The sequence below is a fragment of the Thiothrix litoralis genome, from assembly GCF_017901135.1.
GTDB lineage: Bacteria > Pseudomonadota > Gammaproteobacteria > Thiotrichales > Thiotrichaceae > Thiothrix > Thiothrix litoralis.
The window spans coordinates 1,099,382-1,115,285 of record NZ_CP072801.1 but is presented as its reverse complement, the minus strand read 5'-3'; the positions used below and the strand labels follow the sequence as shown (position 1 = coordinate 1,115,285).

The 15,904-nt window shown below is 50.8% G+C and carries 10 protein-coding genes; 3 read left to right on the top strand and 7 right to left on the bottom strand.

The genetic code is table 11. The features are described from left to right. Positions 1-44: 44 nt before the first annotated feature. Both J9253_RS05310 and rlmKL read right to left on the bottom strand, forming a co-directional pair. Entirely contained in the window at positions 45-674 is a 630-nt protein-coding gene (locus J9253_RS05310) for an Lcl C-terminal domain-containing protein (RefSeq protein ID WP_210223626.1), read from the bottom strand. Between the two features lie 399 nt (positions 675-1,073). Beyond that, complete coding sequence (gene rlmKL, locus J9253_RS05305) at positions 1,074-3,215, bottom strand: bifunctional 23S rRNA (guanine(2069)-N(7))-methyltransferase RlmK/23S rRNA (guanine(2445)-N(2))-methyltransferase RlmL (RefSeq protein WP_210223625.1); 2,142 nt, start codon at positions 3,213-3,215, stop codon at positions 1,074-1,076. A 105-nt stretch (positions 3,216-3,320) separates the two neighbouring features. Between rlmKL and J9253_RS05300 the strand changes: the two genes are divergently transcribed. Beyond that, complete coding sequence (locus tag J9253_RS05300) at positions 3,321-4,208, top strand: NAD(P)-dependent oxidoreductase (protein ID WP_210223624.1); 888 nt, start codon at positions 3,321-3,323, stop codon at positions 4,206-4,208. On the opposite strand, the gene J9253_RS05295 is transcribed toward J9253_RS05300, so the two are convergent. The 3 genes from J9253_RS05295 to J9253_RS05285 all read right to left on the bottom strand — a co-directional run bounded on the left by J9253_RS05295 (position 4,201) and on the right by J9253_RS05285 (position 9,805). Continuing rightward, complete coding sequence (locus J9253_RS05295; protein WP_210223623.1) at positions 4,201-4,695, bottom strand: LPS-assembly lipoprotein LptE; 495 nt, start codon at positions 4,693-4,695, stop codon at positions 4,201-4,203. The two genes, J9253_RS05300 and J9253_RS05295, sit on opposite strands and share 8 nt — an antisense overlap. Beyond that, positions 4,695-7,286 (bottom strand): leucine--tRNA ligase, encoded by a 2,592-nt coding sequence (leuS, locus tag J9253_RS05290; protein WP_210224541.1) that lies wholly within the window; start codon positions 7,284-7,286, stop codon positions 4,695-4,697. Before leuS ends, J9253_RS05295 begins: the two co-directional genes overlap by 1 nt. Positions 7,287-7,402: 116 nt before the next feature. After that, complete coding sequence (locus J9253_RS05285; RefSeq protein ID WP_210223622.1) at positions 7,403-9,805, bottom strand: Tex family protein; 2,403 nt, start codon at positions 9,803-9,805, stop codon at positions 7,403-7,405. 197 nt (positions 9,806-10,002) lie between these two features. On the opposite strand from J9253_RS05285, the gene J9253_RS05280 reads away from it, so the two are divergent. Further along, entirely contained in the window at positions 10,003-10,569 is a 567-nt protein-coding gene (locus J9253_RS05280; protein WP_210223621.1) for a DUF1877 family protein, read from the top strand. A 72-nt stretch (positions 10,570-10,641) separates the two neighbouring features. Here J9253_RS05280 and J9253_RS05275 read toward each other — a convergent pair whose 3' ends face one another. After that, positions 10,642-13,860, bottom strand: a complete 3,219-nt coding sequence (locus J9253_RS05275; protein WP_210223620.1) for an efflux RND transporter permease subunit — start codon at positions 13,858-13,860, stop codon at positions 10,642-10,644. Further along, positions 13,853-14,944, bottom strand: coding sequence for an efflux RND transporter periplasmic adaptor subunit (locus tag J9253_RS05270; RefSeq protein ID WP_210223619.1), 1,092 nt, complete (start codon positions 14,942-14,944; stop codon positions 13,853-13,855). Before J9253_RS05270 ends, J9253_RS05275 begins: the two co-directional genes overlap by 8 nt. Positions 14,945-15,044: 100 nt before the next feature. Here J9253_RS05270 and J9253_RS05265 point away from each other — a divergent pair, with 100 nt between their 5' ends. After that, positions 15,045-15,674 (top strand): DUF4124 domain-containing protein, encoded by a 630-nt coding sequence (locus J9253_RS05265; protein WP_210223618.1) that lies wholly within the window; start codon positions 15,045-15,047, stop codon positions 15,672-15,674. Positions 15,675-15,904: the final 230 nt, after the last annotated feature.

Below are 15,904 nucleotides of genomic sequence, written 5' to 3'. Positions count from 1 at the left end.
TTGAAAAATACCTTTCAAGTGCCTCTTTTTAGAGGTTTTAGTTATTAACTTCCACCGACCAAACGTGTATAACAAATCCAGTTGGCATTAGGGTAAACGGTCTTGCCATCCTGCACTTCACCCGAAAATCTCAGGGCTATCATGCTATCGCCGCGTGGATTATCAGCACGTACCTTCACACCGTAATCAACACCTTGGTAATTGCATTCTATGCGACCATCGGCATTGTAAGTTACGTTGCTACCGGGAGCGTAGCCACAGTCATCCGGGTTTCTAATCGTATTTTCAGAACAATACGGGCCTTTTCCGTTGGTATCAGCGAAATAAGTACGGTCAATATTCAGTGGTTGACCATCAGCATGGTACTCGATCAAACTCAACAATTCGGCCATTGTTGGCAAGCGCCAGTCGTTTCTGCCACAAACCCCGGAACCTTTAAGCGCGTTAACGTAGCTATAAGCATCGCATGAAGCTGAGCCAAGGTTTTGGCACAATACCTGACCATTGTAGTCAACTGAGGAAGCATAACCGCTGAAGTTATGAAAGTGACGATAACGCCAATCCCTATCCTGCAAGCCGCCATCATCCGTCTTGGTTTCCCAGACCAGCCCGGTTTCTTTGTCTTTTACACAGCTCCAGCTTTGGGCATCCGTAGGTAATGGATTCCCTCCCATATCCAGCTTGAGGTAGCGTGATTCAGGAGGCGGAGTTGTAACAACAACGGGTTCAGGATCTGGCGTAACGACGGTAGGTATAGAGGCAGTAGTACTAGCACCAGTACTACTGCTTGTGGTAGGTGTCGTAATCGCTGTGTTACTGGTATTTCCTGTATCGGTCGTGGATGCTGTTCCAGAGTTACCTCCTCCACATGCTACCAGCAAAGAAGAAAATACAAGTCCGGTCGTTATTAGTATCGCCGGATGGCTATCCCTTATATCCATAAATAAACTTAATCCATTGATTTATTTGAGAAGATTCACAATGCACTATTATAAGTGTGATTCTGATTCTGTCTCACTTTTATCAGAATAAGGGTAAAATTTATCCGACCAACGACAATTTATCGGATGTCATCACTTTTTACGGATTAGCCAGCAGCCATGTATTTTAGGGTCACGTTCAAAATCTAACGGCAATGACTGCTTGCGATAATCTTGCACTATATACCTTTCCTCAACTTCAGCATCCAGCTTGAACTTGCGGAAATTGTTGGAAAAAATCAGCGTGCCATCCGCCGACAATACCCGCATGGCATCATCAATCAAGGCCAAATGGTCACGTTGTACATCAAAGGTATCCTGCATTCGCTTGGAATTGCTGAAGGTTGGCGGATCAAGAAAAATCAGGTCGTAATATTCATCGCAGTCATACAACCACTCCAACACGTTAGCCTGAATAAAGCGGTAACGCCGGTAAGGGTCATGTTGCAAATCATTTAAGCTGAAATTCTCCTTTGCCCATTCCAGATAAGTGGCGGACATATCGACACTATCGACCCGATTAGCTCCCCCCACCGCCGCATGGACGCTAGCAGTACCGGTATAGCAAAACAGGTTCAACACTTTCTGACCCTTCGCGTGTTGCTGCAACCAGTAACGTATCGGGCGATGATCAAGAAACAGGCCAGTATCCAGATAATCGCTCAAGTTAATCTTGAAACGCACCCCATGCTCGCTGACGATCAAGGCTTGTTCTGCCCGCCCCTGTTTCTCATACTGATTCTTGCCTTTTTGCTGACGACGTTGTTTTAAAACGACTTTTTTCGGATCAACACCAAGAGCCGCTGGAAGCGTCAACAAGGCTTGCTGCAAACGTTGTTCCGCTGCTTTTTCATCAATACTCTTCGGTGGCGCGTACTCCTGCACATGCAACCAGTCAGCATAACGGTCGACGGCAATCGCATATTCGGGAATATCCATGTCATAAACACGGTATGCATCGGTATGCCCTTGCTTAATAAAGTTTTTCAGCTTGCGCAGGTTTTTGGTAATGCGGTTAGCAAGATCGTCTGAAATCCACTCAGTTGGGCGTTCTTTTTGCGCCAGCTTATCGAAGGTATAAAGTTTGCACTCGGTTTCGCTGTTGAGGAAACGGTATTCCTTACTGTAGAACAAATTGGTCAAGGCAATCGGCACATCTGCTTCAGCAAACAGTGCACCCCGGTATGTTGAGGGCAGGCTTGCCATCCACGTCCCCAATGCATCAAACAGTGGGCGCAAGGTCACCACATTGGCACTGGCTTCAATCGTTGGACTGTTGATGACCAACCCCACCGCAGCCAACGTTGGCGCAGGCATTGCATTGAGATCACATTGCGTCCAGCGGGCGGCGGGTAAATCGGTAGAACGCCAATCCGCACGCGCGGCCATCACTGCTGCTGTATGGCTGTCATTACCCCAAAACTCGAAGCGTTCGGTGTGCGCAAGCCCGCTAGTACGGCGTTGCTGCGCTTCTTCCAATAGCTCTTGCCACAAATCGACATCATGACCCAGCCAACGTTCCGCCACCGTGTGTTCGCGCAATAAGCCGGGGGCAATATCGAAGGCCATCAACGCGCCTTCGATCAGAAAAGTCGCAGCCGCACATTGGGGGTCAATCAACGCCACCGTTTCTGCATCGCTGGCAATTAATTCAGGCCACCCGGCACGTACCAGCACCGCAGCCGCCAAATTTTCACGGATCGGCGCATGAGTACCCAAATCACGGTAGCCACGCTGGTGCAAACTGTGCTGATTAAGCTCGATACCAATGCTGGCATTGCCTTTGTGCAGGTTAACCACAACCACCAAATCCGGCGTATTGCTGACACTGGGACGCACCCCATGCTGGCTGCGGAATTGGTCGCCGATCTGGTCTTTGACCCACTGCGCCCCAAACTGAGTATTGCGAATATCGTCATTCAGCCCAAAGAAACGCACCTTCAGCGTACCCTCCGGGCGCAAATGCTGTTGCCAGTCGATGGAATCAATCAGTGCCTGCAATTCGGCCTGATCTTTGCCGAAGCCTTGCGCCAGTTGCAAGGTAGCGCGGGAAGCCAAACGACTCCACAGCATTGCACGATAGCCAAAGCGTAAATCCCCCAGTGCTTGCACCCCGGCATGACCGATTTTGACGGATTCAGCACCACAATGGGTTAGCTCATCCGCCAGTAACGGCTCGATAAATTGTGGGCAAGCGAAAAACCACTGCAAGGAGGTTACATTGTCTGACTGCATGTTTAATAAACCGGGGTTGCGAAGCAAAGCGAGATTCTACCACCTTTCACGCTTGTGCTAACATCTTCCAAACCTTTAACCACCTACAGGATATACACCGTGTCCATGACTACCCAACCCAAAATCGGCTGGATCGGCCCCGGCATTATGGGACGCCCCATGTGCAAACACCTGATGAAGGCTGGCTTCCCTTTGGCGGTTTACGCCCGCCGCCCTGAAACGGCGCAAGAACTGACCGCATTAGGCGCTGAATTCCATGCAACCCCGGCGGCACTTGCTGCCAATGTCGACATTGTGATCTCGATGGTCTCGGATACGCCTGACGTGGAAGCGGTTTTACTGGGTGAAAATGGGGTTATTGAAGGCGGCAAGCCGGGTTTGTTGGTCGTCGACATGAGCACCATTTCACCCGTCGCCACCCGCGAAATCGCCACAAAGCTGGCAAAAAAAGGTATCCGAATGTTGGATGCGCCGGTTTCAGGCGGTGATGTTGGCGCAATTGCCGCCACGCTTACCATCATGGTGGGTGGTAGTGCCGATGATTTGACCTACGTCCGCCCTGCCCTGGAAACGATGGGTAAAACCATTACCCATATTGGCGATCACGGCGCGGGGCAACTGGCTAAAGCCTGCAACCAACTGATTGCCGCTCAAACCGTGATTGCGGTAACGGAAGCTTTCGAGATGGCAAAAGCTGCCGGGGTTGACCCTGCAAAAGTCCGCGCAGCATTACTGGGTGGGTTCGCCTATTCCAAAGTGCTGGAATTACACGGACAGCGGATTCTGGATGAGAATTTCCAGCCCGGTTTTAAGGCGCATTTACATAATAAGGATATGCATATCGTAACGGATACCATCGCCGCGTTTGGCCTGAATCTGCCGGGAACACAACGTGCCGCCGATTACATGCAAATTTTGGTAGATGCAGGTAATGGCGAACTTGATTCGTCCGCCATTGCGAAAGTCGTGCAGCAAAATGCCAAAGCTATTTGATAGCTTGCAAACGTAACAGCATCAGCCGTACCGCTTCCCGACGCAGCTCTTCCTTGATGACGTTTTCTTCCTCTGCTGTACCAAGCACATATTGACCATCATAAACCTGGGAACGTTCTGCATTGACAGAACGTTCCACGCCTTCCGGCGTAGCAGGGGTTTTTACCCGAAAATTAACGCTGACCGAATGGCTGAATTCGCGCACCTGCCGGGTCGAGGAATAACCGGAAACTGAGCGGTTTTCCTTAAAACTGATGATACTCAAAGTCGTTGCCGCCGCTTTTTCATCCTGTTTGATGCTAACCCCGGCATCTTCCAGCCCTTCACGTAAGGCGATGGCAAAATCACTGCGCGGGTCAACGCCGTGCAGGTAAATGCCCTGACGCATCAAATCGTTAAGCGGTTTGCTGTTCCTCAGGTGGAAGAGTTCTCCCCCACACCCGGCGAGCAAGATAACCAGACTCAGGAAAAACAGCGGTATTTTCATCAGTTTGCCACGATGTTAACCAGACGTCCCTTGACGACAATGACTTTCTGCACTGTCAAGCCATCCAGAAATTTCTGTACGTTTTCATTTGCCAATGCAGTTGCCTTAATTTCCTCATCGCCAGTGCTAGCGTTAATTTGCACTTTGCCACGCACTTTACCATTGACCTGCACGATGAGTTCCAGCGTGTTTTGCACCAAAGCACTTTCGTCGATAGCTGGCCAGCGGGTATCAATGACGGCTTCATCATGCCCCAAGGCTTGCCACAATACATGGGATATATGCGGGGTAATCGGTGCCAACATTAGCACGACCTTTTCCAGTGCTTCTTGGCGTACTGCACGCCCCGTAGCACTCTCATCGGCAAAGCGAGCAATGTCGTTCAACAACTCCATATTGGCCGCCACCGCTGTGTTGAAGGTATGACGACGTGCCATATCATCCCCAACTTTTTGTACACTTTGGTAGACTTTGCGGCGCAAGGCTTGTTGGGTATCGTCCAGCGTAGTGGTATCCAGTGGTGCAGCCACACCTGAAGAAACGTGCTCAAATACCTGTTTCCACAAGCGACGCAAGAAACGTTGTGCCCCTTCCACCCCGGAATCCGACCATTCCATGCTCTGATCTGGTGGTGCGGCAAACATTGAGAATAAGCGTAAGGTATCCGCGCCGTATTTCTCGATCATTTCCTGCGGGTCAACGCCATTATTCTTGGACTTGGACATTTTGGTAATGCCACCCGATTGTACCGGTAGGCCATCAGCCATCAAGGTAGCACTCAGTAAGCGACCTTTCTCATCACGCATCACATTGACAGCAGTCGGCTGGAACCAGTCCTGCCCACCGGTATCTTTCTCGCGATAGAAGGTATCCGCTAGCACCATGCCCTGCGTCAGCAATTGAGTGAATGGTTCATCAGAATCCACCAAACCGTTGTCACGCATCAATTTGTGGAAGAAGCGCGAATACAACAAGTGCAAAATGGCGTGTTCGATCCCACCAATATACTGATCCACCGGCAGCCAATAATTGGCGCGTGAATCCAGCATTGCCTCATTGCTATCCGGGCAGGTGTAACGCGCGTAATACCAAGAAGACTCAAAGAATGTATCAAACGTATCGGTTTCACGCGTCGCTGGTTTACCGCATGTCGGACAAGTCGTTTCGTAGAATTCTGGCATTCGCTTAATCGGCGAACCGCCCGTTTCATCAAATGTCACGTCTTCTGGCAAAACGACGGGTAAATCTTTCTCAGGAACGGGCACAGCCCCGCAATCATCGCAATAAATGATCGGAATCGGACAACCCCAGTAACGCTGACGGGAAACACCCCAGTCACGCAAACGGAAATTCACACGCCGACGACCTTTACCCTTTTCAGACAAGTAGTCAGCGATGGCATTAAAAGCATCACCTGAATTGAGACCCGTGAAATCACCCGAATCAACCAGCACACCTTTGTCAGTGAAGGCAGCCACGTTCAGGTCAACCTCAGCACCATCAGCCGGGGCAATCACTTGCTTGATGGGCAAACCGTAAACGTGGGCAAATTCCCAATCACGCTGATCGTGCGCCGGAACCGCCATTACTGCACCAGAGCCATAAGACATCAGCACGAAGTTGGCAACCATCACCGGCACACTAGCGCCCGTTATCGGGTGCTGCGTCATGACGCCGGTTGCCATGCCTTTCTTTTCCATGGTCGCCATGTCCGCTTCGGCAACCTTAACCAGCTTACATTCTTCAATGAATGCCGCGAGTTCAGGCTTGGTAGCAGCAGCTTTTAAAGCCAAGGGATGTTGTGCAGCAACAGCCACATAGGTCACGCCCATCAAGGTATCCGGGCGCGTGGTGAATACACTGAGCTTGTTGTCACTACCGACCAGACCGAATTCCAGTTCGATACCTTCAGAGCGCCCGATCCAGTTTTCCTGCATGGTGCACACTTGCTGCGGCCAACCGGGCATCTTGCCGATTTCTTCCAGCAATTCATCCGCATAGGCGGTGATTTTCAAAAACCACTGATCAATTTCACGTTGTTCAATCAAGGCACCGGAACGCCAGCCGCGCCCATCGATCACTTGCTCATTCGCCAATACAGTCTGATCAACTGGATCCCAGTTCACCGTGGATTTCTTGCGATAAACCAAGCCTTTTTCGTATAACTGGGTGAAAAACCATTGTTCCCAGCGGTAATACTCAGGGGTACAGGTGGCGATTTCACGTGACCAATCAATGCCCAGCCCCATCGACTTGAGCTGCGTCCGCATGTAGTCGATGTTTTTATATGTCCACGCTGCTGGCGCAGTATTGTTTTTGATGGCTGCATTTTCGGCAGGCAAACCAAACGCATCCCAGCCCATCGGTTGCAAAACATTTTTACCCTGCATCCGCTGAAAACGTGCAATCACGTCACCGATGGTGTAATTACGTACATGCCCCATGTGTAGCACGCCGCTAGGGTATGGGAACATGGAGAGGCAGTAATACTTTTCCTTGTCAGGGTCTTCCGTCACTTCAAACGTGTGGTGCTGTTCCCAGAATTGCTGGACTTCCGGTTCCAGAGACTTATGTTGGTATTGTTCCTGCATATTACTCATAGCTAAGGCATTCATTTCACTGGTTATCGAAGGAGCGAAGCATACAAAGCCTACTGGCATATTACCAGTGGCTTAACGGGTAAACGCGAGATTATAGCGGATTATAATTACTTACGCATTTTTGCCATCGCTGCCGCTAAAGCATCGCCCATGGCCGAGTTTGTAGCAGATGCTGCATCTTTCCCGGATTTTTTAGGCATAGGCTTGCGGTTATCCACTCTGCGGTCAGCGGCTGGTTTGGCGGAATGCGGCTGCGGGCGACGTTCCTCACGATTGCCAAATTTCTGTGCGTGTTTTTGCACCGCGCTTGGCTCCGAAGACTCTGCATGTTGGTTTGGCTTTTGCTCGGCTGGTTCCAAACGCATGGTCAGGGCAATACGCTTGCGTTGCACATCAACCTCTTCCACACGCACTTTGACCACATCACCGGTGCGCACGACTTCTCGCGGGTCTTTGATGAATTTATTGGTCAATTGCGAAATATGCACCAAACCATCCTGATGCACGCCAATATCAACGAAAGCCCCAAAATTCGCCACGTTAGTGACCACACCTTCGAGGATCATGCCTGCTTCCAAGTCTATGAGTTCATTGACGCCATCACGGAAGGTAGCCGTCACGAATTCAGGACGCGGGTCACGACCAGGCTTTTCAAGTTCCGTCAGAATGTCGCGGATGGTTGGCAAACCAAACTGCTCGGTCACGTAATCCGTCGGTTTGAGGCTGCTCACCAGCTCGCTATTACCGACCAATTCTTGTAAGGGATGGCGGTTTACAGCAGCAATTTGCTCAACCAGTGTGTAGGCTTCTGGGTGGACTGCTGAAGCATCCAGCGGGTATTCACCGTCACGGATACGTAAGAAACCAGCAGCCTGTTCAAAGGTTTTCGCCCCCAAGCGCGACACTTTTTTCAACTGATTACGGTTGCGGAAAGCGCCGTTGTCGTTGCGGTATTCCACGATATTTTCGGCAATACCGCTGTTTAAACCTGACACCCGTGCCAGCAGCGCAGCGGATGCCATGTTCACATCCACGCCTACCGCGTTTACGCAGTCTTCCACCACCGCATCCAGTGAGCGTGCCAGTTCCGGCTGATTCAGGTCATGCTGATATTGGCCTACACCAATGGATTTCGGGTCTATTTTCACCAATTCTGCCAAGGGGTCTTGCAGACGACGGGCAATCGATACCGCACCCCGAATGGATACATCCAGCAACGGAAACTCTTTCGCCGCCAGTTCAGAAGCGGAATACACCGATGCACCGGCCTCAGAAACCACCACTTTCGACAAGTTCAGTTCAGGATGACGGCTGATCAGATCCCCCGCCAGTTGGTCGGTTTCGCGGGAAGCCGTGCCATTGCCGATGCTGATCAGGTCAACGTGGTATTTGGCGCAGATGTCGGCCAGCGTGGCAATCGACTGATCCCACTGCTTTTTGGGCACATGCGGATAAATGGTCGCAAAATCCAGCAACTTACCCGTCGCATCGACCACCGCGACTTTCACGCCAGTACGCAAGCCAGGGTCAAGCCCCATCGTTGCGCGTGCGCCCGCCGGTGCTGCCAGCAGTAAATCTTTGAGGTTGGCGGCGAAGACACGAATAGCTTCGGCTTCAGCCTGTTCGCGCAGACGCAGGTTGAGGTCAGTACTGAGACGGCTGTGCAGTTTAACTTTCCATGTCCAGCGCACCGTATCCAGCAACCAACGGTCGGCTGCCCTACCCTGATCGTAAATATTGAAAGCTTTAGCAATTTTTTCTTCACAAGGGTGCGTCGCACCTTCTGCCACGGTGACATCCAGTTTCAGGTCAAGAATGCCTTCATTGCGTCCACGGAATAGCGCCAAAGCACGGTGAGAAGGTATTTTGCTCAGGGCTTCGTTGTAAGCAAAGTAATCGGCGAACTTCTGACCTTCTGTTTCCTTGCCCTCCACCACGCTGGATTCCATCCCGCCCTGCTCCCACAGGTATTCGCGCAAACTGCCGCTAAGCTCGGGGTTCTCGGCGAAATCTTCCATGAGGATTTGGCGAGCACCATCCAATACCGTTTTGGTATCGGCAAACTCCAGCGCCGGATTCAGGTACTTGGCGGCTTCAGTTTCAGGGTCAAGCTGCGGATTCGCCAGCAAAGCGTCTGCCAAGGGCTGGATGCCAGCCTCGCGGGCAATCATCGCTTTGGTACGGCGCTTGGGCTTGTAAGGCAGGTAAATATCTTCCAGCTCGGTGCGAGTTTGTGCCTGCAACACCTGCTGTTCAAGATCTGCGGTGAGCTTGCCTTGTTCACGAATAGAATGGAGCACCGTCTCACGCCGCTTTTCCAGTTCACGCAAGCTACCCAAGCGGGTTTCGAGGTAACGCAGTTGGGTATCGTCCAGACCGCCCGTTTTTTCCTTACGGTAACGAGCGATGAAAGGAACCGTGGAACCCTCGTCCAGCAAGGCAACAGCAGTAGCCACTTGCTGTTCTTGAACCGCCAATTCGGTGGCAATGCGTGAAAGAATACTTTGCATACAAAACTCATTGTTGTGATCGATGGCGCACATCATAACAAAGTCGGGGTTAGCCTCAAAACAAAGCGAATTTCATGGCATTGGTGATGACTATCACAGTAAAAATCTGACTGCATGGGGATAATTCGCTCATTAAGTGATCAAACTAACTAAACAAATATTTTGGCTTTGCCAGTTTTCAAAAAGGGTCTACTATCATGGGTGTACATTTGCATCTTGCGGCAACATCTGATTTAAATATCAGTCGTTTAATGGAAAATCCAAAGCTGATTTGGACATTGGTGTTTGCCGACCAATTCAACGCTATGCGTACCAATCCTCATTTCCCACCGCCTCGTTATGCCTTGGAGCCTGAACCAGTGCAATTGCGGGAAACCTTGGGTGAATATTGGCATGGCATCCATTATCTAATGTGCGGGCAAGTCTGGAGCGGGCATTTCCCGGATGCTTTCCTGATTGATGGCGGCAGTTATGTGGGGGATGTGGATGTGGGTTATGGGCCTGCGCGAGTGTTTGAGTCCTGTGAAGTCAAACACATTACCCAAACGGTAGTTAACAAAACAGCGGCAGAGCTGGTGAGGAACTTTGATGCCAATCAAATGCTTGATGAGGATATTTATCCGCAAATCTGGGATGGCAATGACGGCACACTGGCACTGGATGCTTGCCTGAATCGCTTTAAGGCGATGCAACATTTCATGCACCATGCAGCCAAGAATCATCTCGGCCTGACCTTGTATTTGAGCCGAACAACAGAAGCCTGAACGTAAGTCCCCGTACCGTTTGATACGATGCCGGGGATTACGCCAGATTGAACACGTTTAGACAAAGTGCTTTTAAGCGACAATAGTCGCAAGGCGAGTCCGCGCATACAGGTAGTACATCAACGGAATCAGCACCAGCGTCAACACTGTCGAGACCATAATCCCGAAGATCAGTGATACCGCCAATCCGCCAAAGATGGGGTCATCAATGATAAAGAATGCACCCACCATTGCCGCCAACGCTGTCAAAGCAATGGGCTTAGCACGCACCGCACTGGAATTGATCACCGCCTGTTTCAGCGCCATACCACTGCGTATTTGCTCATTGATGAAGTCCACCAGCAAGATCGAGTTACGCACGATAATCCCCGCCAGTGCAATCATCCCGATCATCGAGGTCGCGGTAAACGGCATCCCCAGCAAAGCATGACCCGGCATTACACCGATAATGGTCAGTGGAATTGGCGACATAATAACCAGAGGAACCATATATGACCTGAACTGTGCCACGATTAGCAGGAAGATCAGAATCATCCCCACCCCATAGGCAATCCCCATGTCGCGGAAGGTTTCGTAAGTGACCTGCCATTCGCCATCCCACTTCATGCCGTACAGATACGGGTCATCAGGCTGGGCAACGAAGAACTGGTTAATCGGATTATCGTATACCGACAAGTCCTTGATGCCAGAGTAAATATCAAACATGCCATACAACGGGCTATCCGTTACCCCAGCCATATCACCCGTGACATAAACCACCGGCAGCAAGTCCTTGTGATAGATAGAATGTTCGCGGGTAGTCTCTTCCACGCTGACCAGTTCTGACATCGGCACCAGTTCACCGGCGTTACTGCGTACCCGTAAAGCTAAGACGGAATCCATCTTATCTTTGAGGGCAACGGGGAACTCCACACGGATAGGTACGGCGTACTTGATCCCCTTGCCGTGCAAGAACACCACATCTTCACCACGCAACACCGTATCAATGCTGGAAGCAATCGCATCCTGCGACACGCCTAACAACGCCGCTTTGCTGCGATCAACCTGCACCACCAAACGCTTCTGCGGCGCTTCCACGCTGTCGTCGATGTCCACAATGTCAGGCGTTTGCTCGAAAACACCCCGGATTTGCTTGGCAACACCAATCTGTCCAGCATAATCCAGCCCATACACCTCCGCCACAATCGGCGACATCACGGGCGGGCCGGGGGGCACTTCCACCACTTTCACATTGGCGTTGTACTTCTTGGCAATGTCCTGCAACGGCGGGCGCACAGCCAGCGAAATCTCATGGCTTTGCCGTTCACGCCCATGCGCATCGGTCAGGTTAACCTGAATATCGCCGACGTTAGCACCTTCCCGCAGATAGTACTGGCGCACCAAGCCATTGAAGTTGATCGGTGCTGCGGTTCCCGCGTAGATCTGGTAATCGGTCACTTCATCAACCTTGCCCAGATAATCCGCCATCTCATTGAGAACCCGCGAAGTTTGTTCCAGCGAGGTGCCTTCCGGCATATCCAGAATCACCTGAAACTCTGACTTATTGTCGAATGGCAGCATCTTCAGCACTACCAGCTTGAACATCGCCAAGGATGCCGACAACACTATCAACAAAGTGATGACCGCAAACAAACCCATGCGACGTTTACCGCCCTTTTTATCGTCCAGAAACGGCGACATGATGCCGCTGAAAAAGCCAAACAGCTTGCTGTTGTCTTCTTTGTGATGGCTGAAATCGACATTGCCAAGCATCTTGCCTGTCATCCACGGCGTGACCACATAAGCCACTGCCAATGAAATCAACATCCCCAAACTGGCATTGATCGGGATAGGTGACATATATGGTCCCATTAACCCGGAAACAAACGCCATCGGCAACAAAGCCGCGATAACAGTAAACGTCGCGAGAATCGTCGGGCCACCGACTTCATCCACCGCCAACGGAATGACCTCTAACAGTTTCTTCCCACCTTGCTGCATGTGGCGGTGAATATTTTCCACTACCACAATCGCATCATCCACCAATATCCCGATGGAGAAAATCAGCGCAAACAACGATACCCGGTTCAGGGTAAAACCATACGCCCACGAAGCAAACAAGGTCACTGCCAGCGTAATCACCACGGCTGCACCAACAATCAAAGCTTCACGCCACCCCAGCGCCAACCAGATCAGGATAGCGACCGCGATGGTTTCAATAATCAGTTTGTGGATCAGCTTTTCGGACTTGGCCTGTGCGGTTTCGCCATAATTGCGGGTCACGGTGACATTCACCCCTTCCGGCACAAACGTTCCACGTAATTTCTCAAAGCGGTCGATGACATTATTAGCAATATCCACCGCATTGGTTCCCGGCTGTTTAGCAACCGCAATGGTCACTGCTGGGGTATGAATACCCGTTGGCAAACCTTTATGCTCTGCCGCTGCACCCGTGCCAAAACTGACGTAGGCTTCCGGCGAATCAGAGGTACGTTTCACATCCGCCACGTCGCTGAGGAATACCGGCTTGCCATCGAAGACCCCGACCATTAATTCGCCGACTTCTGAGGCATCCATCAGGAAAGTACCGGCTTGTACCTGAATTTCCTCGTTATTATTCACCAGCGACACCGCGTCACGTGCTGAATTGCTTGCCTGTAACGCATTGCGCAAGTCCGCTAAAGAAATGCCATGCCCGGCAAGTTTTTCGGCGTCCAGCAAGACATGTACCACCTGTTGTGGTCCACCGATAGTGTAAATGTCACGCGAACCGGGCACGCGTTTGAGTTCCGATTCAATCGCATGGGCAACCTGATTCAACTCATACGCGCCGCGCTTGTCATCCTCTGTCCACAAGGTCAGCGCCACAATCGGCACATCATCAATGCCCTTGGGTTTGATCAGCGGCGTACCGACCCCGAGCTTTTGCGGCAACCAGTCCTGATTGGAAGCGACCTTATTGTACAAACGCACCAGTGCAGCGGTATTGTCTTCACCCACCTTATACTGCACGGTGACAACCGACATACCTGGCATGGAGGTGGAATAGATATGCTCCAGCCCCTCGATTTCCGAAAGCACCTGTTCGGCAGGCGTGCTCACCAAACTTTCCACCTGTTCAGCACTCGCCCCCGGAAACGGGATAAATACATTAGCGAAGGTCACATTGATCTGCGGGTCTTCCTCACGGGGTGTCACCATAACGGCAAATAAACCCAGCAGTAAACCGACCAATGCCAACAGCGGCGTGATTTCCGTGGTCAGGAATTTTTTCGCAATCCCGCCAGAAATGCCCAACTTTGGCTCATTCATCGCGTTTTGCTCCCTCTTGTTGCTTGAGGAAAATAGCAGCCTGTACCGGGTCAAGCGCAATGGTTTCCCCTGCGTCTACGCCCGCCAATACGCTAATGGTATTTTCATCCAGCTTTTTGCCCAGACGAATTTGACGTAAAGCAGGTCGACCTTGCGCATTGATTACATACACACCAATGACCTCGCTACGTGTTACCACGGCACTTTCCGGCACGCTGACCACACCTTGCTGTTGACCCAGCACAAAGGCCACTTTCACGAACATACCGGGGAACAAGTCTTTCGCGCCTTCCGCTAGATCAATCCGTACCTTGAATGCATTGGTTTTAGGGTCAGCATACGGGAAAAAGGTTAATGACTTGACCACCAGTGATTTGTTGGAACCATCCTGAAACACGAAGGCTTTCTTTTCCTGACGCACCTTGCCAATCAAACGCTGTGGCACTTCCACCACAACCCGCATCTGGTCGAGTGAAATACCTGTCATAATGGGCGTACCGGGGTTAACGGCTTCGCCGAGTTGCACGTGGCGCTTGGTCACAATGCCGCCAAAAGGTGCGATCAGACTGGTATAGCCCAGCTCTTCACCGGCCTGGGTCATTTGCGCTTTTGCCGCAGCCAAACGCGCTTCCGCAGCCCGCAAGCTGGCCTGAGACGTATCATAATCGGCTTTGGGAACCAAACGTTTGGCGTAAATATCACTAATGCGTTTGAAGTCGGTTTGCGCTTCGGTGAAACGGGCTTGTGCCTCATCCAAGGAGGCTTGCGCCTGTGCCACACCGGCTTGTTGATTTTTTGACTTAATACGAGCAATTACCTTGCCCGGCTCGACATAATCATCCACATCGTAAAATAATTTTTCAATCACCCCACTGGTCTGGGCAGATAAGGTGCTTTCATTCACGGCTTCTACATGACCATCCAGATAATGTAATTCAGGTGTACCAATTGCATCCACCTTAACGGTTTGCAAGGTCGACTTCACTGAGGCATCCGTTGCGGCAGCCGGTTGCTGCTCTGCTTTTCCGCAAGCAGACAAGGCCGACAATCCGACGATCAGTACCCACTTTGGTAACATTTTCATGGCATACTTACCCTAAATAAAAATAAACGTTGATGTATCCTAGCAGAGAATATTAGAAAACACTAATATGTGGTTAAATGATAACAAAACAAGGTGATCCATGAACAAGGCTATTTTAATGCCAGCAGTATTGCTGGCAATGACACTTAATGCTCCCAGTGTTTCTGCTGAAATGTATAAATGGACGGATAAACGTGGCGAAACCCACTATACCCAAACACCTCCCCCACCCGATGCCAAGGGCAAGGATATTGAGGACGATATCCGCCTTTCCACTGGCAAATTGGGTAATATCCTCCCGGAACAAGCCAGTAAAGCCACCGGCAAAGACGATATGGAGCAAGCCCGCCAAGCTGGCGAGAAGAGTGACAAGAAACACCGGGATTTCTGTGCCCAACAAGAAGCCGCCTTAAAACAAATGACCGCCAATGCCCTGATCAAATGGAAGGATAGCGAGGGTGAACGCTTCCTGACGGCTGAAGAAAAAATCAGTAAGATGAAGGAAATGCAGAATAATATTGATAGTATGTGCAAACCGGAAATGTTCAGCAGTAAAGACGGCACACCGACTAGCCAAACGGAAAAAGCCAACGATGCACGCCATTCGACCGAAGAAGGCAAAACCGTGGAGCGCAGCGCTACTAGCACACAAAAAGGTAAAGACAGCGGCACCATCACCTCTGGTAGTGGAACAACTTCCGCGTCCTCCATGCTTCCAGCAACGAATTAACTTGTTGACCTATATCAAGGGATAGCGCCAAGACCTAGTAAAGACCCTTGGTCATCCTATAATATTCCCAAGCAAATTCACATTGGTTTATTAGCAAATACTAATTACACTCTTTTCCGCACTTGCACAAATGACAGCGCTGAAAGCGAAGCTAGGAGAGAAAGCAAGTGCCTACAACAGAAGCTAAATCATAACAATCTTTAGTGGGGAGCCAGAGTAATCTGGCTCCC

What these genes read in the sequence shown, in the direction of transcription:
- J9253_RS05310 (WP_210223626.1), bottom strand. Translation starts at nt 674, where the DNA reads ATGGGAGGGAATCCATTACCTACGGATGCCCAAAGCTGGAGCTGTGTA.
- rlmKL (WP_210223625.1), bottom strand. Translation starts at nt 3,215, where the DNA reads ATGCAGTCAGACAATGTAACCTCCTTGCAGTGGTTTTTCGCTTGCCCA.
- J9253_RS05300 (WP_210223624.1), top strand. Translation starts at nt 3,321, where the DNA reads ATGACTACCCAACCCAAAATCGGCTGGATCGGCCCCGGCATTATGGGA.
- J9253_RS05295 (WP_210223623.1), bottom strand. Translation starts at nt 4,695, where the DNA reads ATGAAAATACCGCTGTTTTTCCTGAGTCTGGTTATCTTGCTCGCCGGG.
- leuS (WP_210224541.1), bottom strand. Translation starts at nt 7,286, where the DNA reads ATGCAGGAACAATACCAACATAAGTCTCTGGAACCGGAAGTCCAGCAA.
- J9253_RS05285 (WP_210223622.1), bottom strand. Translation starts at nt 9,805, where the DNA reads ATGCAAAGTATTCTTTCACGCATTGCCACCGAATTGGCGGTTCAAGAA.
- J9253_RS05280 (WP_210223621.1), top strand. Translation starts at nt 10,003, where the DNA reads ATGGGTGTACATTTGCATCTTGCGGCAACATCTGATTTAAATATCAGT.
- J9253_RS05275 (WP_210223620.1), bottom strand. Translation starts at nt 13,860, where the DNA reads ATGAATGAGCCAAAGTTGGGCATTTCTGGCGGGATTGCGAAAAAATTC.
- J9253_RS05270 (WP_210223619.1), bottom strand. Translation starts at nt 14,944, where the DNA reads ATGAAAATGTTACCAAAGTGGGTACTGATCGTCGGATTGTCGGCCTTG.
- J9253_RS05265 (WP_210223618.1), top strand. Translation starts at nt 15,045, where the DNA reads ATGAACAAGGCTATTTTAATGCCAGCAGTATTGCTGGCAATGACACTT.